Annotated in this window: 21 protein-coding genes and 1 pseudogene; 8 read left to right on the top strand and 14 right to left on the bottom strand. The window is 61.6% G+C overall.

Features of this window, described 5'->3' with window-relative positions; translation table 11 throughout:
• Nucleotides 1–3: 3 nt before the first annotated feature.
• Complete coding sequence (locus B9N88_RS23665; protein ID WP_027606420.1) at nucleotides 4–1,161, bottom strand: efflux RND transporter periplasmic adaptor subunit; 1,158 nt, start codon at nucleotides 1,159–1,161, stop codon at nucleotides 4–6.
• A 171-nt stretch (nucleotides 1,162–1,332) separates the two neighbouring features.
• On the opposite strand from B9N88_RS23665, the gene B9N88_RS23660 reads away from it, so the two are divergent.
• From B9N88_RS23660 to B9N88_RS23645, 4 genes are all read left to right on the top strand, one after another.
• A complete protein-coding gene (locus tag B9N88_RS23660) occupies nucleotides 1,333–2,034 on the top strand; it encodes a response regulator (RefSeq protein ID WP_027606419.1) in 702 nt (233 codons plus the stop codon).
• Nucleotides 2,035–2,037: 3 nt separating this feature from the next.
• A complete protein-coding gene (locus tag B9N88_RS23655; protein ID WP_027606418.1) occupies nucleotides 2,038–3,342 on the top strand; it encodes an ATP-binding protein in 1,305 nt (434 codons plus the stop codon).
• Between the two features lie 58 nt (nucleotides 3,343–3,400).
• Nucleotides 3,401–4,171 carry a class I SAM-dependent methyltransferase gene (locus B9N88_RS23650; RefSeq protein ID WP_027606417.1) on the top strand — a complete coding sequence of 257 codons (771 nt, stop codon included), beginning with the start codon at nucleotides 3,401–3,403 and terminating at the stop codon, nucleotides 4,169–4,171.
• A gap of 91 nt (nucleotides 4,172–4,262) precedes the next feature.
• Nucleotides 4,263–5,048 (top strand): sulfite exporter TauE/SafE family protein, encoded by a 786-nt coding sequence (locus B9N88_RS23645; RefSeq protein ID WP_027606416.1) that lies wholly within the window; start codon nucleotides 4,263–4,265, stop codon nucleotides 5,046–5,048.
• A gap of 307 nt (nucleotides 5,049–5,355) precedes the next feature.
• Here the strand turns inward: B9N88_RS23645 and B9N88_RS23640 are convergent, their stop codons facing one another.
• On the bottom strand, nucleotides 5,356–6,594 hold the full coding sequence (locus tag B9N88_RS23640; RefSeq protein WP_027606415.1) for an acyl-CoA dehydrogenase family protein: 1,239 nt from the start codon (nucleotides 6,592–6,594) through the stop codon (nucleotides 5,356–5,358).
• A gap of 268 nt (nucleotides 6,595–6,862) precedes the next feature.
• Here B9N88_RS23640 and sfnG point away from each other — a divergent pair, with 268 nt between their 5' ends.
• The gene (gene sfnG / locus B9N88_RS23635; RefSeq protein ID WP_027606414.1) at nucleotides 6,863–7,948 is read left to right on the top strand and encodes a dimethylsulfone monooxygenase SfnG; all 1,086 of its coding nucleotides are present in this window, start codon (nucleotides 6,863–6,865) and stop codon (nucleotides 7,946–7,948) included.
• Here the strand turns inward: sfnG and B9N88_RS23630 are convergent.
• Nucleotides 7,944–8,393: pseudogene (locus B9N88_RS23630) on the bottom strand (GNAT family N-acetyltransferase); the annotation flags it as partial. The gene sfnG and the pseudogene B9N88_RS23630 sit on opposite strands and share 5 nt — an antisense overlap.
• 94 nt (nucleotides 8,394–8,487) lie before the next feature.
• On the opposite strand from B9N88_RS23630, the gene B9N88_RS23625 reads away from it, so the two are divergent.
• Nucleotides 8,488–10,074: a RimK family protein gene (locus B9N88_RS23625; RefSeq protein WP_027606412.1), complete on the top strand. Its 1,587-nt coding sequence runs from the start codon at nucleotides 8,488–8,490 to the stop codon at nucleotides 10,072–10,074.
• 32 nt (nucleotides 10,075–10,106) lie between these two features.
• Here B9N88_RS23625 and map read toward each other — a convergent pair whose 3' ends face one another.
• Together map and B9N88_RS23615 are read right to left on the bottom strand one after the other, a co-directional pair.
• Entirely contained in the window at nucleotides 10,107–10,862 is a 756-nt protein-coding gene (gene map, locus B9N88_RS23620) for a type I methionyl aminopeptidase (RefSeq protein WP_027606411.1), read from the bottom strand.
• On the bottom strand, nucleotides 10,862–11,062 hold the full coding sequence (locus tag B9N88_RS23615; protein WP_027606410.1) for a ParD-like family protein: 201 nt from the start codon (nucleotides 11,060–11,062) through the stop codon (nucleotides 10,862–10,864). The genes map and B9N88_RS23615 overlap by 1 nt, the downstream gene beginning before the upstream one ends.
• Nucleotides 11,063–11,310: 248 nt before the next feature.
• On the opposite strand from B9N88_RS23615, the gene ilvA reads away from it, so the two are divergent.
• Together ilvA and B9N88_RS23605 are read left to right on the top strand one after the other, a co-directional pair.
• Nucleotides 11,311–12,333 carry a threonine ammonia-lyase, biosynthetic gene (gene ilvA, locus B9N88_RS23610; RefSeq protein ID WP_081744442.1) on the top strand — a complete coding sequence of 341 codons (1,023 nt, stop codon included), beginning with the start codon at nucleotides 11,311–11,313 and terminating at the stop codon, nucleotides 12,331–12,333.
• A 233-nt stretch (nucleotides 12,334–12,566) separates the two neighbouring features.
• A complete protein-coding gene (locus tag B9N88_RS23605) occupies nucleotides 12,567–12,836 on the top strand; it encodes a DUF1652 domain-containing protein (protein ID WP_027606409.1) in 270 nt (89 codons plus the stop codon).
• A gap of 61 nt (nucleotides 12,837–12,897) precedes the next feature.
• On the opposite strand, the gene B9N88_RS23600 is transcribed toward B9N88_RS23605, so the two are convergent.
• The 9 genes from B9N88_RS23600 to B9N88_RS23560 all read right to left on the bottom strand — a co-directional run bounded on the left by B9N88_RS23600 (nucleotide 12,898) and on the right by B9N88_RS23560 (nucleotide 22,354).
• Complete coding sequence (locus B9N88_RS23600; protein ID WP_027606408.1) at nucleotides 12,898–13,167, bottom strand: DUF2790 domain-containing protein; 270 nt, start codon at nucleotides 13,165–13,167, stop codon at nucleotides 12,898–12,900.
• 84 nt (nucleotides 13,168–13,251) lie between these two features.
• Nucleotides 13,252–14,190: a carbohydrate kinase family protein gene (locus B9N88_RS23595; protein WP_027606407.1), complete on the bottom strand. Its 939-nt coding sequence runs from the start codon at nucleotides 14,188–14,190 to the stop codon at nucleotides 13,252–13,254.
• Between the two features lie 12 nt (nucleotides 14,191–14,202).
• Entirely contained in the window at nucleotides 14,203–15,684 is a 1,482-nt protein-coding gene (gene xylB, locus B9N88_RS23590) for a xylulokinase (RefSeq protein ID WP_027606406.1), read from the bottom strand.
• 78 nt (nucleotides 15,685–15,762) lie between these two features.
• Entirely contained in the window at nucleotides 15,763–17,244 is a 1,482-nt protein-coding gene (locus B9N88_RS23585; protein ID WP_027606405.1) for a mannitol dehydrogenase family protein, read from the bottom strand.
• An 18-nt stretch (nucleotides 17,245–17,262) separates the two neighbouring features.
• Entirely contained in the window at nucleotides 17,263–18,366 is a 1,104-nt protein-coding gene (locus tag B9N88_RS23580) for an ABC transporter ATP-binding protein (protein ID WP_027606404.1), read from the bottom strand.
• A 23-nt stretch (nucleotides 18,367–18,389) separates the two neighbouring features.
• Nucleotides 18,390–19,220 (bottom strand): carbohydrate ABC transporter permease, encoded by an 831-nt coding sequence (locus B9N88_RS23575; protein WP_027606403.1) that lies wholly within the window; start codon nucleotides 19,218–19,220, stop codon nucleotides 18,390–18,392.
• Nucleotides 19,221–19,230: 10 nt separating this feature from the next.
• On the bottom strand, nucleotides 19,231–20,121 hold the full coding sequence (locus B9N88_RS23570) for a carbohydrate ABC transporter permease (RefSeq protein ID WP_051429369.1): 891 nt from the start codon (nucleotides 20,119–20,121) through the stop codon (nucleotides 19,231–19,233).
• A gap of 155 nt (nucleotides 20,122–20,276) precedes the next feature.
• A complete protein-coding gene (locus B9N88_RS23565; protein ID WP_027606401.1) occupies nucleotides 20,277–21,587 on the bottom strand; it encodes an ABC transporter substrate-binding protein in 1,311 nt (436 codons plus the stop codon).
• Nucleotides 21,588–21,874: 287 nt separating this feature from the next.
• On the bottom strand, nucleotides 21,875–22,354 hold the full coding sequence (locus tag B9N88_RS23560; protein ID WP_027606400.1) for a hypothetical protein: 480 nt from the start codon (nucleotides 22,352–22,354) through the stop codon (nucleotides 21,875–21,877).
• Nucleotides 22,355–22,729: the final 375 nt, after the last annotated feature.

Here is a 22,729-nt window from a genome sequence, read left to right as displayed (position 1 = left end):
TCCTTATTGGCCGGAAGCCTGGGCAACGGGTGTGGGGCTGTCATCGACCTCGACTTTTTCACCGGGGCGCGCGTGCTGCAGGCCTTCGACGACGATACGGTCGCCGGGCTTGAGGCCATGGCTGACCACCCAGCGGTCAGCGATCACCGCACCCAGTTCCACCGGCTGCTGGCTGACGGTCTGCTCGGCGTCGAGCAGCAGCACCATGGGGATGCCGGCGCTGTCGCGGGTGATGGCGCGTTGCGGCACGCTGATGCCCTGTTTGTCGACGGCCTGCTCCAGGCGGACCCGTACGAAGCTGCCGGGCAACAGGTCGAGGTCCGGGTTGGGGAACTCGCTGCGCAGGATGATCTGCCCGGTGCCCGGGTCGACGCTGATCTCGGCGAACAGCAACTTGCCCGGCAGCGGGTAGAGGCTGCCATCGTCCTGGATCAACGTGGCCTTGGCCTGGTCCTGGCCTACCTGCTTCAAGCTGCCGGCGCGGAAGGCGCGGCGCAGGTCGTTGAGCTCGCGGGTGGACTGGGTGAGGTCGGCGTGGATCGGGTCCAGTTGCTGGATGATCGCCAGGGGCGTGGCTTCGTTCTGGCCCACCAGTGCCCCTTCGGTCACCAGGGCGCGGCCGATGCGCCCGGAAATCGGCGCGGTCACGGTGGCGTAGCCCAGGTTCAACCTGGCGCGCTCGACGGCGGCCTTGTTGGCGGCGACTTCGGCGTTGGTCTGGCGCAGGTTGGCGCGGGCGTTGTCGTAGTCCTGGCCGCTGATGGCATTGCCTTCCACCAGTTGGCTGTAGCGCTGCTCCTGCAGGCGCGCCTGGAACGCATTGGCCTCGGCCTTGCTCAGGTTGGCCTGGGCGCTGTCCAGGTCAGCCTTGAACGGTGCCGGATCGATGCGAAACAACACGTCGCCCTGTTTGACGTCATGGCCTTCCTTGAACACCCGTTGCATCACCACCCCGGCCACCCGTGCGCGCACTTCGGCGATGCGTGGCGCGGCGATGCGTCCGCTCAATTCGCTGGTGATGGAGAGGGGCTTGGCCTCAAGGGTTTCGATGCGCACTTTGGCCAGGGGCATTGGCGGCGCTTCGTCGGCCGATTGGTCACAGGCACTCAGGGCCAGCGTCAGGGCCAACAGGCAGAATGGCGCAAACAGATTCTTCGACATGCTCTTATCCCAATATTGACTGGCGCATCCTAAGGGCACCTGCGCCGTGGTGCTGTGAAGCTGTGTAGGTCGTCTGTGAAGAAATGTAAGGTGCGGCGCGCGGGGCGCCGAGGGCGTATATCCTTGCACAATCCTGCAACACACCAACAAACCGCATTATTTGGAAACACCATGCCCAACATCCTCCTGGTGGAAGACGACGCCGCACTCTCCGAGCTGATTGCCAGCTACCTGGAACGCAATGGCTACCACGTCAGTGTGCTCAGCCGTGGCGACCACGTCCGCGAGCGCGCGCGCCTCGACCCGCCGGACCTGGTGATCCTCGACCTGATGCTGCCCGGCCTCGACGGCCTGCAAGTGTGCCGCCTGCTGCGCGCCGACTCGGCGGGCCTGCCGATCCTGATGCTCACCGCCCGCGACGACAGCCACGACCAGGTGCTGGGCCTGGAAATGGGCGCCGACGACTACGTGACCAAACCCTGCGAGCCGCGTGTGCTGCTGGCGCGGGTGCGCACCTTGCTGCGGCGCAGCAGCCTGTCCGAGCCCCAGGTGGCCAACGACCAGATCCTGATGGGCAACCTGTGCATCGACCTGTCGGAGCGCACCGTGACCTGGCGCGAGCAGGCGGTGGAGTTGTCCAGCGGCGAATACAACCTGCTGGTGGTACTGGCCCGGCACGCGGGCGAGGTGCTCAGCCGCGACCAGATCCTGCAACGCCTGCGCGGTATCGAGTTCAACGGCACCGACCGTTCGGTGGACGTGGCCATTTCCAAGCTGCGCCGCAAGTTCGACGACCACGCCGGTGAAGCGCGCAAGATCAAGACCGTATGGGGCAAAGGCTACCTGTTCAGCCGTTCCGAGTGGGAATGCTGACCGATGTTTCGTGTACTGCTACGCCTTTACCTGATCACCATCATTACCTACAGCGCGGCGATCTTCCTGATTCCCAAGCTGGTGATCCAACTGTTCGAGCACCGTTACCTGGACTACAACGTCGAGCAGTCCCGAGGCATGCAGAAGCTGATCGTCAAGCAGTACCTGCGCGCGCCGGTGGAGCGCTGGTCCCAGGTGACCGAGCAACTGGGACGTGACTTCGCCCCCCTCAAAGTGCAATTGCTGTTGCGCCAGGACGCCAGCTACACCACGCAGGAAGCCAAACTGCTGGAGCAGGGCAACCCCGTGATTCACCTGGGGGAGTTCGGCTGGATGGAGGACATCAGCTCGCCGCTCAACGAGCAGTTCGTGGTCAAGCTGACCATTCCGCCAGACCCGCTGGACATGAACCTGTTGTACTGGTCGATGAACGTGCTGATCGGTGCGGCGTTGCTGGCCTGCCTGCTGTTCTGGCTGCGTCCGCACTGGCGCGATCTCGAACGCCTGAAAAGCACCGCCACGCAACTGGGCAAAGGCAACCTGGCCGAGCGCACACACATCCCGGCCAGCTCCAATATCGGCAGCCTGGCAGCGGTGTTCGATACCATGGCCGACGACATCGAACACCTGCTCAACCAACAGCGCGACCTGCTCAACGCGGTCTCCCACGAACTGCGCACGCCCCTTACGCGCCTGGATTTCGGCCTGGCCCTGGCGCTGTCGGAAGACTTGCCGGAGGCCAGTCGCCAGCGCTTGCATGGCCTGGTTGCGCATATTCGCGAGCTGGATGAATTGGTGCTGGAGTTGTTGTCCTACAGCCGCCTGCAAAACCCGGCGCAATTGCCCGAGCGTGTGGAGGTGGTGCTCGATGAGTTTATCGACAGCGTGCTCGGCAGTGTCGATGACGAACTGGAAAATCCCGAGATCGTCATCGATGTAGCACTCGACTGCGCTGTGGAACGCTTCAGCCTCGACCCGCGCCTCACCGCCCGTGCCCTGCAGAACCTGCTGCGCAATGCCACGCGTTACTGCGACAAGCGCATTCAGGTGGGCGTCAAGGTCTGCGCCAAAGGCTGTGAAATCTGGGTGGATGACGATGGCATCGGCATTCCGCTGGACCAGCGCGAGCGTATCTTCGAGCCTTTTTACCGTCTCGACCGCAGCCGCGACCGCGCCACCGGTGGCTTTGGCCTGGGCCTGGCCATCAGCCGGCGAGCCCTCGAGGCCCAAGGCGGCACCCTGACCGCACTGGCCTCGCCGTTGGGCGGCGCACGGTTCCGGGTGTGGTTGCCCACGGCTGCCGATTAGAAAATCTCCCGGGGAAGGCGCACACTGTGCCCCCGCTTTACCCGAGGAGAGATTGGCAATGACTGGTGTCCACACGTCTGCTCAACGAGGTTTCTCTACCCAGGCCGCCACCTACGCCCAGGGCCGGCCGAATTATCCCAGGCAACTCACGGGCTGGCTCACGGATGTACTCGGCGTCGATGGGCACTCACGGGTGATCGACCTGGGCGCCGGCACCGGCAAGTTCACGCGCCTGCTCAGCACCCTGGCACCGACGTTGATCGCCGTCGAACCGGTGCAGGCCATGGGTGCGCAGTTGACCCGGCTGTTGCCGGACGTGCGCCTGGTCAACGGCACCGCCGAAGCCATCCCCCTGGAAACCGCCAGCGCCGACGCGGTGGTCTGCGCGCAAGCCTTTCACTGGTTCTCCACCCAGGCCGCGCTGGCGGAAATCCACCGCGTGCTCAAGCCCGAAGGGCGCCTCGGGCTGGTGTGGAATGTGCGCGATGAGTCGGTGGACTGGGTAGCGGCGATCACTGCGATCATTACGCCCTACGAGGGTGACACCCCGCGTTTTCACTCCGGACGCTGGCGCGAAGCCTTCGACGGCAAGTACTTTTCCGACCCCGAAATGACCTGTTTCCCCTATAGCCACGTCGGCAGCCCCCAGGAAGTGATCATGGATCGCTTCCTCTCCGTGAGCTTTATTGCTGCGTTGCCCGAGGCTGAAAAAGCCCTTGTGAGCGAGCAGTTGCGTGGCTTGATCGCCAGCCATCCGGCCCTGAAGGACCGCGACACGGTGGCGTTTCCTTATCAGACCCAGGCGTATGTCTGTCGTCGACTGCCATAAAAGGCATAAAGTCAGATCATATTGATATAAGTCGTTATAAGAAAAATCGCTATCCTGCGGCCAGAAATTTATAAGGCCGCGGGTAGCGTTGATGGAAGTGGGTAACTTTGGTTTTGTAATTGCGGGCCTGATCGTTGGTTTTATCGTCGGCATGACCGGTGTCGGCGGGGGGTCCTTGATGACCCCGATCCTGTTGTGGTTCGGCATCAACCCGGCCACGGCCGTGGGCACTGACCTGCTGTACGCGGCCATCACCAAATCCGGTGGCGTGCTGGTCCACAGCAAGAACAAGAACATCGACTGGACCATCACCGGCTGGCTGACCCTGGGCAGCGTGCCTGCGGTGTTGCTGACCCTGTGGTTCCTCGCCAGCCTGCACACCGACCCCAGCGCCATGAACGCAGTGATCAAGCAGGCCCTCGGCGTGGTGCTGCTGCTGACCGCCCTGGCGATCCTGTTCAAGCAACGCCTGCTGGCGTTCGCCCAGCGCCACGCCGGCGATCACTACCATATGAACCCGCGCAACCTGAATGCCCTGACCGTGGTGACCGGTGCGGTGCTGGGGACCATGGTTGCCCTCACCTCCATCGGCGCCGGCGCCCTCGGCACCGTCGCGCTGTTTATCCTCTATCCGTTCCTGGCCACGCGCCGCCTGGTCGGCACCGAGATCGCCCACGCCGTGCCCCTGACCCTGGTGGCGGGCCTGGGCCATGCCGGCATGGGCAATATGGACTGGCACCTGCTGGGCTTTCTGCTGATGGGGTCGCTGCCGGGCATTTACTTCGGCAGCCACATGACCGGCAAGGTCCCGGACGGCGTATTGCGCCCGTGCCTGGCGATCATGTTGATGACCATCGGCTACAAATTGGCCTTTTGAGGCGTACACAGGATTCAAATACACAGGGGCCAAATGTGGGAGGGGGCAAGCCCTAATGCCAGTCAGTTAAGAAGGAACACTGTAACTGTGGTGAGCGGGCTTGCCCCGCGTTGGGCTGCGCAGCAGCCCCAATAAGAGCGCTGCAGTGTGCCAGACAGGTCCGGGGCTGTGTTTTGGGGCTGCTGCGCAGCCCAACGCGGGCGGTGCGACGATTCGGCAAGCCCGCTCACCACAGGTTACTGTTTGCCCGTTCTATCTCTTAACTGATCGGCATAGCCCCCTCCCACAGTTTTGACCCCGCTCAGCCTCAGGCTTTCGCCGGGCCATTGCCGATCTGCCACACAAACGGCGGCTCGGTGCGATTGATCACCCAGTCCCCCACGATCCGCGCCTTGTAGATCACCGGGTTGTGCGACGACACGGTCCGCGCATTGCGCCAATGGCGGTCGAGGGACTTGCCCTGGCGCACATCCGACGCCCCCAGTGCGTTGAACAACTCACTGGTGGCGCGCTGGATCAGCTCCGACACCACCACTTGCGCGGTGGCTGACTCGATTTCGGCCGCGACGTTGGCTTCGCGCTCGGCGACTTCATCCCCACCGAACCGCGCCAGGTACGCCCGCTGCGCCGGTACGGCGGCTTTCAGCGCGCTGGCTTCGGCGGCGTAGACCAGGGCGGCGACTTCGCCGACCACCTGCTGGATCTGGGCATCCTGGCTGACGTGCTGGGCATTGCCGTGGCTGTAGATGCGCTTGCGGCTGCGCACCTGGTGGGCCACATCGCGCAACGCGGCACGGCCGATACCGGCGAGGCTGGCCAGCAGGACAAGTTGGTAGAACGCGGTCTGGTATTTAAAGCGGGTCGCAAAGTCGATGACGTTTTCCGCCTCCACCACCGCATCGGTAAAGCGCGAGGTGCCGCTGCCGGTGGTGCGCTGGCCAAAGCCGTCCCAGTCATCGCTGTGTTCCACGCCGGGTTGGCGTGCGCGGGTGGCGGCGATCACATCGCCGCCGGTGTCGCTGCGCTGGGCGTACACGTCGATCCAGTCGGAGAAAATACTGCCGGTGCTGTAGAACTTTTCACCGTTGAGTTTCCACCGATCGCCGTCCGGGCTGACCTTGGTGACAACCTCGCCGATGGCCACGGTGCCGATTTCGGTCCAGGCGCAGCCGACGATGTCGCCGTCGACAAAGCGCTTGAACCACAGGTCGCGGCCGGCACTGGGCGGCGCATTCAGGCGGTCTTCGGCAAAGGCGAAATGCCCGCGCAGGGCCTGGGGCACATTGGAGTCGGCCTCGGCCAGTTCGATCAGCAGTTCGAACAGTTGCGGCAGCGAAGCACCGCCACCGCCATATTCCACCGGCACCCGCACCGCGCCGAAGCCGGCTTCCTTGAGCCACTGGATCGGTTCATGGGGCAGGGCGCGGGTTTGTTCGCGCTCCACCGCGCCAGCGGCGATGCGCTGGAAAATCGGACGAAAGCGCGCCGCCAGCGTGGGGTAGTCGACGCCGACAGACAACGGGTTGATAACGTGGTGTTCGGTCATGAGCAAGGCTCCGGGGCAGTGATCGGTGCCGGGAGTGATTGCACACTCCGTGCCGGGTGCCAGGCCCAATGTTTACGGGGGGATGCACGCTGTTTACTGTTGCTCCAGCAACAGCAAACCGACAAAGCGCTGCAATCCCTGACATTGGCATTCCAAGCTTCCCAGCCCCGAATTCGTGTCGCAACCCTTGTGGCGCGGGCGTTTGCCCGCGTCTGGCACGCTTGCTGCTCAACCCCTCAGTACATTCCTTAGTGCGAGGTACCGTTCGATGAGTCAGCAAGCCGTGAAATTTGCCTATTGGGTGCCCAACGTCAGCGGTGGGCTGGTGGTCAGCAAGATCGAACAACGTACCCACTGGGGCATCGACTACAACCGCAAACTGGCGCAATTGGCCGAGGAAGCCGGCTTCGAATACGGCCTGACCCAGATCCGCTTCACCGCCGGCTACGGCGCCGAGAACCAGCATGAGTCCGTGGCGTTCAGCCATGCCTTGCTGGCCGCTACCACCAGGCTCAAGGTTATCGCCGCGATCCTGCCCGGCCCATGGCAACCGGCGCTGGCGGCCAAGCAACTGGCGACCATCGACCAGCTCACCAATGGCCGCATTGCGGTGAACATCGTCAGTGGCTGGTTCAAGGGCGAGTTCCAGGCCATCGGCGAACACTGGCTGGAGCACGACGAGCGCTATCGCCGTTCCGAAGAATTCATCCGCGCCCTCAAAGGCATCTGGACCCAGGACGACTTTACCTTCAAGGGCGACTTCTACCGTTTCAACAATTACACCCTCAAGCCCAAGCCCCTGGGCCAGCCGGAAGTGTTCCAGGGCGGCAGCTCGCGGGCCGCGCGAGACATGGCGGCCCGCGTGTCGGACTGGTACTTCACCAACGGCAACACCCCGGAAGGCATCAAGGCCCAGGTCGATGACATTCGCGCCAAGGCCGCCGCCAACAACCATTCGGTCAAGGTCGGCGTGAATGCGTTCATCATCGCCCGCGACACCGAGGAAGAAGCCCGCGCCGTGCTCGCAGAGATCATCGACAAGGCCGACCCGGACGCCGTGAACGCCTTTGGCGACGCGGCCAGGCAGGCCGGCAAGGCATCACCCGAAGGCGAGGGCAACTGGGCCAAGTCGAGCTTTGAAGACCTGGTGCAGTACAACGATGGCTTCAAGACCAACCTGATCGGCACCCCGCAGCAGATTGCCGAGCGCATCGTCGCACTCAAGGCAGTGGGCGTGGACCTGGTGCTGGCGGGCTTCCTGCACTTCCAGGAAGAAGTGGAGTACTTCGGCAAACGTGTATTGCCGCTGGTGCGCGAGCTGGAAGCCAAGGCCGGGATCAAGCAGGTGGCCTGACCAGGGTTTTTTCCAGGCGCAGGGCCGGGGTGTGGTCTGCGTAGTAGTCGTTGACCACGGCGAAGCGCCGGTAGCCATTGCGCTCATACAGCGCCAGGGCGCCGGGGTTATCGGTGCGTACCTCCAGGCGCAGGTGGGTGCAACCGTGCGCCACCGCGCAGGCCTCGACATGGCTGAGCAGTTGCCTGCCCAGCCCGAGGCCGCGCGCGCGGGCGGCAATGGCAATGGAGTACAGGCGCGCCAACCGGCTGCCACGACGGAACAGCACCAATGCATAACCGAGCAACTGCCCATCCTGTTCCGCCACCCGCAACTGGCCGTGGGCGCGGCTGATCATCCAGTGAAAACTGCGCGATGAGAGTCGGTCGCTGCTGAAACACTGGTGTTCCAATGCGACTAATGCCGGTATATCACCGGGTAATGCAACGCGAGAGAAAAGAGCCATATAACCGCCGTAAAAGTTGCGTAACGAAACGGGACTTCCCTAAAAGATCGTGCTTAATAGAAAAGGTCGAGTTCTCTAAAGCGGATCAAATATTATGTCGGCGGTACAAGGTCATTGGCGTGAAGTATCCGAGCAAATCGTCGCGGCGACAATAACATCGAAGGGCTTTTTTTCGGCGCCGCCTCGAAGTAACAGTCAAGTGGTGATCATTGTTGAACGCAAGGAAGATTGGGCCTCCTACTTTCCCAGCGAAGACATCGTCACCGCCCAGGAGTACCTGGAGCAAACCCGTCAGAACGAATCAGGCAAGCGGGTGCAGGTGATCAACCTGTGCCGCAGCTACAAGTACCTGGGGCACGGCTACTACTGCTCGTTGCTGGCCGAAGCGCGCGGACACAAGGTGATTCCTTCGGTGCGCACCATCAGTGAGCTGACCAGGAAGTCGCTGTACGGCCTGGCGCTGGACGACTTGGATAAAACCCTTGATAAAGCCTTGAGTCATCACCTCTACAGTAATACCGAAGGGTTTACCCTGACACTTTACTTCGGCAGGACCACTATAGAGCCGTTGCAGGAATTGGCCCGCCAGTTGTTTGAAACATTCCCATGTCCGATCTTGTTAGTTGAGTTCAGAAAACATAACGGTTGGCATATCGTAGGGGTCAAGTCCGGCGTATTGCACAAGTTACGCGACGACCAGGAAGATCAATTCGCCCACGCCCTCGATAACTTCAGCCGCAGGATCTGGCGCCAGCCCCGTTCACGGCGCCTGGCCCGTTATGACCTGGCGATCCTCCATGATCCCCAGGAGCAATTGCCGCCGTCCAACGCCCGTGCCTTGGAGAATTTCATCCGCGTGGGCAAGGGCCTGGGCATCGATGTGGAGCTGATCGAGCGCAAGGACTACGCGCGCCTGGCCGAATACGACGCCTTGCTGATCCGCGAGACCACCAGTGTCGACAACCATACCTACCGCTTTGCCAAAAAAGCCGAAAGTGAAGGCCTGGTGGTGATGGACGACCCGGCGTCGATCCTGCGTTGTACCAACAAGGTCTACCTTACCGACCTGCTCAACAGCCATCAGTTAGGTATGCCTGCCACCGAGATTCTCTACAAGGAACGACCGCAGGACTTCGAACGGGTCGGCGAGCGCCTCGGGTTTCCGCTGGTGTTGAAGATTCCCGACGGGTGTTTCTCCCGTGGCGTGATCAAGGTCGAAAGCCAGGCAGCCTTGCTCAAGGCCACCGCCGAGTTGTTCGAGCATTCGGTGCTGCTGCTGGCCCAGGAATTCTTCTACACCGAGTATGACTGGCGCATCGGCGTACTCAACCGCAAGCCGATCTTTGCCTGCCAGTACTTCATGTCCAAGGGCCATTGGCAGATCTATAACCACAAGGCCATCGGCCAGGCCATCAACGGCGAATGCCGCACCCTGGCTGTCCATGAAGCGCCCCGGGCGGTGGTGGAACTGGCGGTGAAGACCGCCAACCTGATCGGCGACGGCCTCTACGGTGTGGACCTCAAGCAGTCCGGCGACAAGGTGGTGGTGATCGAGGTCAACGACAACCCCAACCTCGATGCCGGCATCGAAGATGCCTACCTGCAGGACGACCTGTACAGCCTGGTGCTGGAAGAGTTCGTGCGGCGCCTGGAGTTGAAACGCCAGGGCCAGGTCTGGTGAGGTTCAAGGCGGTATCTACGGCGGTGGGTGAATCAAGGGCGGGTTTGCAGGGTCAGCACTTCAAAGCCATCCGCAGTCACCGCCACCGTATGCTCCCACTGCGCCGACAGGCTGTTGTCCTTGGTCACCACCGTCCAGCCGTCTTTCAGGCTGCGCACCTTGGCGCCGCCCTGGTTGAGCATCGGTTCGATGGTGAACACCATGCCTTCACGCAGTTCCAGCCCGGTGCCAGGGCGGCCGAAGTGCAGGATCTGCGGCTCTTCATGCATCTGCTTGCCGATGCCATGTCCGCAGTATTCACGCACCACGCTGTAGCCATTGGCCTGTGCATGGCGCTGGATCGCATGGCCGATATCCCCCAGGCGCGCGCCGGGCTTGACCTGGCGGATCCCGGCCCACATGGCCTCGAAAGTCATGTCCACCAGGCGCCGCGCCTTGGGCGCGACGGTGCCGATCATGTACATCTTGCTGGAATCGGCGATAAAGCCGCCTTTTTCCAGGGTGATGTCGATGTTGACGATGTCGCCGTCCTTGAGGATTTCCTTGGCGCTGGGCATGCCATGGCACACCACCTCGTTGATCGAGGTGTTGATGGAGAAGGGGTAGTCGTATTGCCCGAGGCTGGCGGGGCGGGCTTTCAATTCGTTGCGGATAAAGGCTTCGACGGCGCTGTCCAGTTCCAGGGTGGAACGGCCGGCGGCGACAAAACCGTCGAGCATGTCGAACACTTGGGCCAGCAGGCGTCCGGACTCGCGCATCACAGCCAGTTGGGCGGCGGTCTTGATCATCAGCTGCGCCCCCGGATCAGGTCGGGCTTGTCCAGCAACAGTTTGTTGATCAGCTCGTGGTAGGGCAGGCTGGGATTGAGTTCGGCGAGCAGGCCGACCTTGATCCAGAACTCGGCCTGGGCGTTGATGGAGCGGTCCATGGCCGCACTGGCCAGCCGGAGTTGTTCGTGCAGTTGGTCGCTGATCTTGACGATGCCCATGAGGTTCACTGTAGTGGTTGGATATACGAATCGTATATGTTTCATATGTCGTCAGTAAACATGATGTTGACTTGATCCGGATGGCCGGTTAATTTCCAGGCATGACCTATCCAGCCTTCCGCAGCCAGCCAAGCATTATTACCGCCATTCCTCATTTGGCGGGATAGCACACGGCTGCACCCCAACCCGCCTTAGAGGCGGGTTTTGTTTGTTCCGTCTCCAGGGCCTTTAAAAACCAGGAGACACCCATGAGCACGTGCCCCGCACCGCCTACCGCTGATACGGCATTGCTTGAACACTATGTGAAAAAGATCCTCGCCGCGCCGGTCTATGACCTCGCGGTGCGTACGCCCCTGCAAGCCGCGCCGGCACTCTCGGCAATGCTCGGCAACCAGGTGCTGCTCAAGCGCGAAGACCTGCAACCGACCTTTTCCTTCAAGATTCGCGGCGCCTACAACAAGCTGGTGCAGCTTACCGGCGCGCAGAAAGCGCGCGGTGTGGTGACGGCGTCGGCGGGTAACCATGCGCAAGGCGTGGCACTGGCGGCGAAGACGCTGGGGCTCCAGGCGCGGATCGTGATGCCGTGCAGCACGCCGGAATTGAAGGTGCTGGGCGTGCGCTCCCGGGGCGCCGAAGCGGTGCTGCACGGCGAGAGCTTCCCGTTTGCCCTGGCCCATGCGCTGCAACTGGCCGAGATGTCCGGCTGCACCTTCGTTTCGCCCTTCGATGACCCGGAAGTGATCGCCGGCCAGGGCACGGTGGCCATGGAAATCCTGCGCCAGCAACAAGGCCCGTTGGACGCGATCTTCGTGCCCGTGGGCGGCGGCGGCCTGATAGCCGGCATTGCGGCCTACGTCAAATACCTGCGGCCCGAAGTGCGCATCATCGGGGTCGAGCCCGAAGGCTCCAGTTGCCTGCTCGCCGCACTGCAGGCCGGGGAACGGGTGGTGTTGCCAAGTGTCGACAGGTTCGCCGATGGCACCGCAGTCGCCCAGATCGGCGCCTATGGCTTTGAGATCTGCCGCGATTGGGTCGACGAAGTGATCACCGTCAGCAATGACGAACTGTGCAGCGCGATGAAGTTGATCTATGACGATACGCGTTCCATCACCGAACCTTCCGGTGCGCTGGCGGTGGCGGGGGTTCGCAAGTACGTGGCCAGTCGTGGGGTAAGTGGGCAGACCTTGGTCGCGGTTAATTCAGGTGCAAATATCAACTTTGATAGTTTGCGATATGTTGCTGAAAGAGTGGCGGCACAAGCTGCAGTTTAATTCGAAGCGTGGGGTTAAACGATTAATCGAAGCGGTTCGACGATGATTTAACTGAGGTGATCTAAGCTATATAAATTCCTACATTGCTTATGAAGAAAAGTTACAACAAAAACGGAATTTGCCGAGTAGGCTGGTAAAGGTAAGCGTCTTCCAGGGCTGGCGAGACGTGGCAGGCACGCGCCTGCAGACTTATAACAATCGATTGGCAAGTCTCAAAAAAGGAGAGGTTGGCCATGCTTTCGGAATTAGAACTTCGCAGCATTATTGAAGGAAGTTTCCTGCCTAAACGGTGCGAATGCACCAAAGCCGAAGATGCTTCGCTGACGATCAAGGTCTATGACGACCGCGACCGTGACCGGGTGGATTTGGAGGTCAAAGGTATCAATGCTGACAAACTCGACAGCAGTCGAGCTATTTGCAACCTCATTACCGGGTTGCGTGAAGACCTCAAGCACAGCCATGCACCTGTCCAGCAGCGGGCTGGAGGGCGCGGTTACTACTGATCGTTGGTCATGAACGGTGGGCCTGGTAAATGCCAGGCCCAATGCTGTGTATGTTTGCCCATCAATTCTGGAAATCGCAGGCTTCGGACATTTTCCGGTAGCTCACGTCTTCCACTTTGCCCGCCTTGTCCAGGAACTTGATATCCGCATCAATGACTTTGCAGTCGCCGGTTGGGGTTTCGTTCATGGCCAGGACCTTGGCAATGTTCATCGGCATGCCGTAATGATAAGGCACGGGGTTGACCGCCTGGGTTTGATCGTCAGCCTGGGCCAGGCCCGACACTGCCGCCAGCGCCAGGGCGCCGCCGAGCATTAAGGTGTGCAGTTTCATGGTGGTGCTCCGCAAGTGAGTGGAATTTCACTCTCGACTTGCGGGATTAACCATCGATTAATTTTGCCCTGGCTGACAAAACCTTCATCCAAGCTGCTGGCGATACGGCAAGTCCGGCCCGGTCTTGCCGCACGTCAGTGCCGCAGCGCGGATGGCGAAGCCGAGCATGGCGTCGATCTGCGCGCGGGTCAGTTGTTGCAGGCCTTGCACCGAGTCCAACTGGTGCTCGGTCAGCCAGGCAATCAACGCGGCCTGGAAGGTATCCCCGGCACCCACGGTATCCGCCATCACCACGCGCTGTGCCGGTTGCGACCAGGTGCCATGCTGACGGCTGAACACACTGGCGCCATCGCCGCCACGGGTGAGAAACACCAGTTGGCAACGGTGTTGCAGCCAGCCTTGCAGCACGCTTTCCGGCGACTGGCCGGGGTAGAGCAGGTGCAGGTCTTCATCGCTGACCTTGATCAGGTCGGCATGCCGGGCCAGCTCGGCGACGCGGTCGCGCCACAGCTGGATATCCGGCTGCGGATTGAGGCGCACGTTGGGGTCGAGGCTGATCAGGCGCTTGCCGCTTTCGCGCTTGACCAGGTTCAGCAGGGTGTCGCCGATCGGTTGCACCACCAGGGAGAACGAGCCGACATGCAGACCGCGCACCTCATCGCCGAGGACCGGCAAATGCGCGACTTCCAGCAGTCGGTCGGCGCAGCCTTCACCCCGGAAGTTGTACTGCGGTGAACCGTCGGCGCCCACGGCGACCATCGACAAGGTGGTCGGCGCGGCAAACTCCACCAGGAACTGCTCGCTGACGCCTTCATCCCTGAGCACGTGCAACAGCCGGCGCCCGAGGAAGTCGTTGGACAGGCCGCCGAACAACCCGGCCTCGATGCCCAGGCGGCGCAAACCCACCGCGACGTTGAACGGTGAACCACCGGCAATCGCCTTGTAAGTGACCTTGGAGGCCTGCCCACTGGCATCTTCCTCGCTGAAAAAATCAAACAGCGCTTCACCACACACCAGATACATAGTCGTTCGCTCTTAAAGGGTTGCCACGTGCTGTTGATAGCGTTCGTAAGCCAGTTGGTAGGCGCTGACATTGGCCGCCACCGGCAGGGTACGGCTGGCCGGGTCGACGCTCACGCATTTGTCGCACAGGCTGGCCAGGGACTCGCCGGACTGGCTCCACGCCGCCTGGATCGCCGCGCCCAGGGCGGCGGCTTCGCTTTGTTCGGTGCAGATCACTTCGGTGTTCATGATATCGGCGACCATCTGCCGCCACACCGGGCTTTTCGAGCCGCCGCCGATCAGGCGGATGCTCTGGCTTTGCAGGCCGGTGTGACGTAGCAGGTCGAGGCCGTAGCGCAGGCCGAAGGTGGTGCCTTCGACCACCGCGCGGCACAGGTTGGCACGGGTCAGGTTGGTCATGGTCAGCCCATGCAGGCTGCCGGTGGCGTGGGGCAGGGCGGGTACGCGTTCGCCGTTGAGGAACGGCAGCATGCTGACGCCATCGGCGCCAATCGGGGCTTGCTCGACCAGTGCGTTGAAAGCGTTGAGGTCCAGCTCGAACAACTCGCGGATCACCCCGGTAGCGTTGGTCAGGTTCATGGTGCAGATCAACGGCAGCCAGCCGCCGCTGGACGAGCAGAAGGTGGCGACCGACGCCTGGGGGCTGACATTGGGCTGGTCGGCGAAGGCATACACGGTGCCGGATGAGCCCAGGCTCATGGTGATCACGCCGGGGGCGATATTGCCCGTGCCGATGGCACCCATCATGTTGTCGCCGCCGCCACTGGACACCCTGGCATTGGGGTTGATACCCAGGCGTTCGGCGATGGCCGGCAGGATCGTGCCTACGCTTTGATCGGCTTCGATCAATGTCGGCAGCGCAGCTTCAAGGCGGCCGCTGGGGTCGATGTGCTTGAGCAGCGCCATATCCCAGGTGCGGGTGCGCACGTTGAAGTAACCGGTGCCCGAGGCATCGCCATATTCCGCGACCGCGCGGCCGGTGAGCCAGTAGTTGAGGTAGTCGTGGGGCAGCAGCACATGGGCGATGCGCGCGAACACATCCGGGTGCTGCTCGCGGGTCCACAGCAGTTTCGACACGGTGTAGCCCGGCGCAATCGCCACGCCCAGGCGCTCCAGCGAGCCACTCTCGCCGCCCAGGTAGGCCAGCAGGCGCTCGTTCTCCGGCGCGGTTTCGGTGTCGCACCACAGCTTGGCCGGGCGCAGCACCTGGCCGCTGTCATCCAGCAACACCAGGCCGTGCTGCTGGCCGGATACACCGATGCCGAGGATGTCCTGGCCGTCCACGCCGGCCTGTTGCAAGGCGCGGTGGGTGGCTTCGGTAAAGGCGTCCAGCCATTCCTGGGTGTGCTGCTCGCGACGGCCATTGGCGCCGCTGATCAGGGTGTGCGCGGCGGCGCCCAGGCCCAGTACCTTGCCGCTGGACGCGTCGAGGACGATGGCCTTGGTGCCTTGGGTGCCGCAGTCGATGCCGAGGAACAGGTTTTGCTGGGTCATGAGGGTGTGCTCAGCAGTGTTATTTTTTTGGATTGGCAACCCGGTCCAGTGTGGGAGGGGGCTTGGCCCCTCCCACACTTAAATCGGTTTCTTCAGGAGGTGCTTCAGGGTAGCGGTTACGCCTTTGTCACGCAGGCTCCCATAGCACCGCTCGAACGCTGCCACAAACCCAGGCGAGTTGGGAATAGCCGTGCCAAAAATCTCTTCCACCCCCAGCAACCGCTGGCTGATCAGTGCATCGTCACTCACCAGCCCCTGGCAGAACTCGGCGCGCGGATCTGGGATCGTGTAGCTCACGCCATTCTCATCCACACCCTTCAAATACAAGGCCCACGCCGCGACCACCAGCGCCGCACGCTCGGTCTCGCGCCCATCGGCTATCAGGCGGTTGATGGTCGGCACGGTGAACTTGGGAAACTTCGACGAGCCGTCCGAACACACCCGTTCCAACTGGTCGGCAATCGCCTGGTTGGAGAAGCGGTCCACCAGGGTCTGCTTGTAGTCGGTCAGGTCGATGCCCGGTACCGGCGCCAGGTTTGGCGTGACGTCGAGGTCCATGTAGGCGCGCATGTAGGCCACGAACAGCGGGTCGTTCATGGTCTCGTGCACAAACCGATAACCCTTGAGAAACCCCAGGTAGGTCAGGGCCAGGTGGCTGCCGTTGAGCAAGCCGATCTTCATCTCTTCATAGGGCGTCACATCGTCGGTGAACTGCACGCCGACCTTTTCCCACGCCGGGCGGCCGTTGACGAATTTGTCTTCCAGCACCCACTGCACAAAGGGTTCGCAAACCACTGGCCAGGCGTCGTCGATGCCGTGTTCATCGTGCAGTTGCAGGCGGTGGGCGGTGCTGGTCATCGGCGTGATGCGGTCGACCATGGCGTTCGGGAAGCTCACATGGGCCTTGATCCAGTCATGCAGCTCGGCATCGTGCAGGGCGGCGAACGCCAGCAGTGCCTTGCGCGTGACAGCGCCATTGTGGGGCAGGTTATCGCAGGACATCACGGTAAACGCCGGGATGCCGGCCGCGCGGCGCTGGGTCAATGCCGCGCAGATAAAACCGAACACGGTTTTTGGCGACGACGGATGAGCCAGGTCGTGCTGGATCTGCGGCAGGTGGGCCATGAATTCGCCGTTGCTGTCGTCGATGCAGTAGCCGCCTTCGGTGATGGTCAGCGAGACGATGCGAATGGCGGGGCTGGCCAGTTTGTCGATCAATGCCTGGGTGCCGTCTTCGGCCAGCAGCATGTCGCTGATCGAGCCGATCACGCGCACTTCGGTGTCGTCGGTGTCGCCCAGTTCGTACAGGGTGAACAGGTAGTCCTGGCCGGCCAGGTCGTCGCGGGCCTTGCGGTCCTCGCTGCGCAGGCCGACGCCGCAGATGCTCCAGTCCAGGCCCTCGCCGGTATTCATCAGCGCATCTGTGTAATACGCCTGGTGCGCGCGGTGGAAGCCGCCGACGCCGATATGGGCGATACCTTGGGAGGTACTCGCAATGGCATAGGCCGGCAGTTTGACTTCCGGCGCCAGCTGGGTGAGGTTCTGCTTATTCAGTTTCATCGGTCAATACTCGCGAAATCAGGCGGCGGCGCGCAGTGGACGGGCCACGGCAACACCGTCGGTGTCGAACAGATGGCAGTGCGCCGGGTCCAGGTGCAGGTGCAGCGTTTCGCCATACTGGCTGGCCATGTCGCCGCGAATCCGCATGGTCAGCGGCTCGCCGTTCGAGGTGATGACGTGGCAGAAGGTGTCGCTGCCCAGGCGCTCGCCGACGTCGGCGGTGACGGTCAGGGCGGTTTGCCCAGGCGACGCGATTTCCAGGTGCTCCGGACGAATGCCCAGGGTCACCGCACTGCCCACGCTCAGGCTGGCGCCGCTCAGCGGCAGGCTGATCAGGGTGCCGGCGTCCAGCTGCACCTCACAGCCCTGGCTGTCGACGCGGGTGACCTTGCCCTTGAGGAAGCCCATTTTCGGCGTGCCGAGAAAACCCGCCACAAACAGGTTGGCCGGCTGGTGGTAGAGCTCCAGCGGCGAGCCGACCTGCTCGATACGCCCGCTGTTCAACACGACCACCTTGTCGGCCAGGGTCATCGCTTCGACCTGGTCATGGGTCACGTAGATCATGGTCGCTTGCAGCTCTTTGTGCAGGCGCGCCAGTTCCAGGCGCATCTGTACGCGCAGGGCGGCGTCGAGGTTGGACAGCGGTTCGTCGAACAGGAAAATCTTCGGGTTGCGCACGATGGCGCGGCCGATCGCCACGCGCTGGCGCTGGCCACCGGAGAGTTGCTTGGGCTTGCGTTCCAGCAGCGGGCCCAACTCGAGAATGCGTGCGGCTTCGTTGACCTTGCTCTCCACCAGCTGCTTGTCGACACCAGCCAGGTCCAGGGCAAACGACATGTTCTTGCGCACGCTCATGTGCGGGTACAGCGCGTAGGTCTGGAACACCATCGCCAGGTCGCGTTTGGCTGGGGGCACTTCGGTGATGTCGCGGCCATCCAGTTCGATGGTGCCTTCGCTCACCTCTTCGAGGCCGGCGATCAGGCGCAGCAGGGTGGATTTACCGCAGCCCGAGGGGCCGACGAAGACTACGAATTCCTTGTCGTTCACTTCCAGGTCGATGCCCTTGATGATCGAGAAACCTTCGAAGCCTTTTTGCAGATTCTTGATTTTGAGGTTGGCCATGATGGGCCCTCCGCTAGAAATTATTATTTAACTGCGCCGAAGGACAAACCGCGCACCAGCTGTTTCTGGCTGATCCAGCCAAAGATCAGGATCGGCGCACAGGCCAGGGTCGAGACGGCAGACAATTTGGCCCAGAACAAGCCTTCGGGGCTGGAGTAGGAGGCGATCAGTGCGGTCAAGGGCGCGGCGTTGGACGAGGTCAGGTTCAGCGACCAGAAGGCCTCGTTCCAGCACAGGATCAGCGACAGCAACACCGTGGAGGCCAGGCCGCCCTTGGCGATCGGCAGCAGCACCCGGACCATTTCCTGCCACAGGGTGGCGCCGTCCAGGCGCGCGGCTTCGAGGATGTCCTTGGGGATGTCCTTGAAGTAGGTGTAAACCATCCAGACCACGATCGGCAGGTTGATCAGGGTGTAGATGATGATCAGCGCAATGCGCGTGTCCAGCAGGCCAAAGCTCTTGGCCAGCAGGTAGATCGGCATCAGCACGCCCACGGGCGGCAGCATCTTGGTGGAGAGCATCCACAGCAGCGTGCTCTTGGTGCGTTTGGTTTCGTAGAACGCCATGGAGTAGGCGGCCGGCACCGAAATCAGCAGGCACAGGGCGGTGGCGCTGAATGAAATCAGCACCGAGTTCCAGGCATAGCTGAAGTAGTTGCTGCGCTCGTTGATGTGCAGGTAGTTCTCCAGGGTCGGCGTGAAGATGAACTGCGGCGGCGTGGCGAACGCGTCGATTTCGGTCTTGAAGCTGGTCAGCACCATCCAGAAGATCGGGAAGAAGATCAGGATCGCGATGGCCCAGGCCAGGGTGCCGAGCAACAGGCTTTGCAGGCGGCGGGATTGTTGAAGCGTCATGGCGCGGCCCTCAAGGCTTGTCAGTCAGGTTTTTGCCGATCATCCGCACCAGGATGATCGCCGCGATATTGGCGATGACCACGGCGATCAAGCCGCCGGCCGAGGCCATGCCCACGTCGAACTGCACCAATGCCTGGTTGTAGATCAGGTAGGCGAGGTTGGTCGAGGCGTAGCCGGGGCCACCGTTGGTGGTGGTGAAGATTTCGGCGAATACCGAGAGCAGGAAGATGGTCTCGATCATCACCACCACGGCAATCGGGCGGGCCAGGTGGGGCAGGGTCAGGTGCCAGAAAATCGCGATGGCGCCGGCACCGTCCAGGCGCGCAGCTTCCTTTTGTTCCTGGTCGAGGGACTGCATGGCGGTCATCAGCAGCAGGATGGCGAACGGCAGCCATTGCCACGACACAATGATGATGATCGACAGCAGCGGATAGTGCGCCAGCCAGTCCACCGGCTCGGCGCCGAAGAACTTCCACACGGCGGCGAGAATCCCCGACACCGGGTGGAAAATCAGGTTCTTCCAGATCAGCGCACCGACGGTGGGCATGATGAAGAACGGCGAAATCAACAACACCCGGACGATGCCACGCCCGAGGAACTCACTGGCCTCCAGCAGCGCACTGATCAACACGCCGAACACCACGCTGATCAACAGCACGCTGCCCACCAGCAACAACGTATTGGTGGCGCCGGGCAGGAAACCCGAGTCGGTGATGAAGTAGGTGAAATTCTCCAGCCCCACGAATTGGTTCTCGCCGGGGTAGAGCAGGTTGTAGCGGATCAGCGAAAAGTACAGGGTCATGCCCAGCGGCACGATCATCCACAGCAGCAGCAGGGCGACCGAGGGCGTGACGAGGAACCAGCCGGGGTTGGCCAGGCGGTTTTTGGCGGATGTATTCATGATAATCAAGGCCAGTGCGGAGCAAGGATCGGAGTGCGGTCAGTGTGGGAGGGGGCTTGCCCCCGATGGCGGAGTGTCAGTCGATGAATCAGTTGGCTGATCCACTGCCATCGGGGGCAAGCCCCCTCCCACATTTGACGGTGGTGACGCTCAGGTTACTTGGGGTAACCGGCCCGCTTCATTTCCCGCTCGGTGGTGGTCTGCGCGGCGGTCAGTGCAGCATCGACCGTTTGCTGACCGGTCAGCGCGCCGGAGAAGAACTTGCCGACCTGGGTCCCAATCGCCTGGAACTCGGGAATGGTCACCAGCTGGATACCGATATACGGCACCGGCTTGAGGGTCGGTTTGGTCGGGTCGGCGACTTTCAGCGATTCCAGGGTCACCTTGGCGAACGGTGCAGCCTTCATGTATTCGTCGCTGTAGGTCGACTTGCGCGTACCTGGCGGCACGTTGGCAACGCCGTCGGTCTTGGCGACCAAGGCACCGTATTCCTTGGAGGTGGCCCAACTGGTGAATACCTTGGCGGCGTCCTTGGCCTTGGAGCTGGTCGGGATCGCCAGGCTCCAGGAATACAGCCACGACGTGCCCTTGTCGGTTTTTTCGTGGGGGGCAAAGGTGAAGCCCACATGGTCGGCCACTTTGCTTTGGGTCTTGTCGGTGACGAACGAGCCGGCGACGCTGGCATCGACCCAGATCGCGCACTTGCCGCTGTTGAACAGCGCCAGGTTTTCGTTGAAACCGTTGCTGGAAGCACCCGGCGGGCCGGATTTCTTCATGTTGTCGACGTAGAAGTTCAGCGCGTCCTTCCACTCGGGGCCGTTGAATTCAGGCTGCCACTTTTCATCGAACCAGCGCGCACCGTAGCCGTTGGCCAGGGTGGTGATCAGCGCCATGTTCTCGCCCCAGCCGGCTTTGCCGCGCAGGCACAGGCCGTATTGCTCTTTGCTCTTGTCGGTGAGTTTGGCCGCGAATTCGCCGATCTGGCTCCAGGTCGGATGTTCGGGCATGCTCAGCCCGGCGTCCTTGAACAGGTCGGTGCGGTAATAGGTGATCGAGCTTTCCGCATAGAACGGCAGGGCGTACAGCGAACCCTTGACGGACAAACCGTCACGCACGGAAGGGAATACGTCGTCGAGGTCGTAGGACGCCGGCAGGTCCTTCATCGGCTCCAGCCAACCCTTGGCGCCCCAGAGTGCGGCTTCGTACATGCCGATGGTCAATACATCGAACTGCCCGCCCTGGGTGGCGATGTCAGTGGTCAGGCGTTGGCGCAGCACGTTTTCTTCCAGCACCACCCAGTTCAGCTTGATTTCCGGATGCTCGGCCTCGAAGGTTTTCGAGAGCTTCTGCATGCGGATCATGTCGCTGTTGTTGACGGTGGCAATGGTCAGGGTTTGCGCGCCAAGGCTGACGGCGCTGAGGGTCATACAGGTACAGGCAAGCAGAGCTTTTGCTGTGAACTTCATCGCGCACTCCATTTCCGCGCCCAGGGGCTACGGAAGGACAGTTATTGTTGTTGTGTCTTCCTACGGGGAGTCAGGAAGAGTGTGCGTTGATTACAGCCTTCAAATGGGGTTGTGACAAATCCTTGGGAGCACTTGGACTGATACTTTTTTGCACTCGGGTGAGGGCTGCTTTTTGACCCTCGCGATATTCAGGCCCAGGGAAATCTGCAGGTGCGCTGCTCAGGCAGGTGTTGAACGACGCCATGAAGTGATGGTGTTGGCACCCTTTGCATGGCGTTCATCTTTCTTCAGGGGGCCGCGTCTTTCAGCAGCTTCATCACCGGCGGCTTATCGGTATCCTTGTGGGTGGCGGGTCCCATGACTTCCACCTGATGGATTCGCAGGGCTTGGCCGTTGCTGGTTTCGAAGTCTATCCAGAACTTTCCTTCCCCATTGGTTGTGGCGTTTCTTACCCAATAAGTGCTCATTTCGGAGTGGCTCATAATGTTGGGGGAAGTATATGAGCCCCCCGCATGCGTTACCTTCAAGTAACTGCCCGTTAAGCGCACACGACAATAAATAAGCACGGTCAGCTGACTGCGAGGAGGAAGGATTTCGCTGAAAATCCTGCTTGCCTTCTGGACAAGCCAGACTGTTCTGCCACTTACATCGTCAAGAATGATATTGCCGCCGCCTGTCCATCCATGTTTCTCGCCCTCGTCAGCAAATACGACACGATGGTGGATGATGGATTTTTTTTTACGGGGTTGACGTGTTGTTGGGCTCATTTCTCGATCCTCGAATTAAGTGAACGCGGTCATTCAGGAATGATGTGCACGCTCATTTAAGGAGGGGGCGTCCGATGGCGATACTGTGAGAACTACCAGTTCCGACCGACGGGGTTAACGGTAAAGTGCCCCAGGCGTGCAATGCTGTTGGCGTCCGCGATTTGTTGCGCCAGGGGCAGGGCAATGATGACGGTCTTCAGATGAGATGTGACAAGTCCTTGGCTACACGTGGACTGCTGCTTTTGCACGGGTGAGGGCGTCTGTTCACGGAGGTTCGGGCAAAAGCGCTGCCTTCAGTCGCAGTCGTTTTTGCCCGGAGCCTCAGTTGCCTATCCTATAGGCGGGGCTTGGGGAGTGCGGTAAACCCATTTATCC

It is taken from the genome of Pseudomonas sp. LAMO17WK12:I1 (assembly GCF_900177315.1).
In the GTDB taxonomy this organism is placed as follows: domain Bacteria; phylum Pseudomonadota; class Gammaproteobacteria; order Pseudomonadales; family Pseudomonadaceae; genus Aquipseudomonas; species Aquipseudomonas marginalis.
Note: the sequence above shows the minus strand (reverse complement) of the source record. Positions and strands in the feature narration are given on the sequence as shown.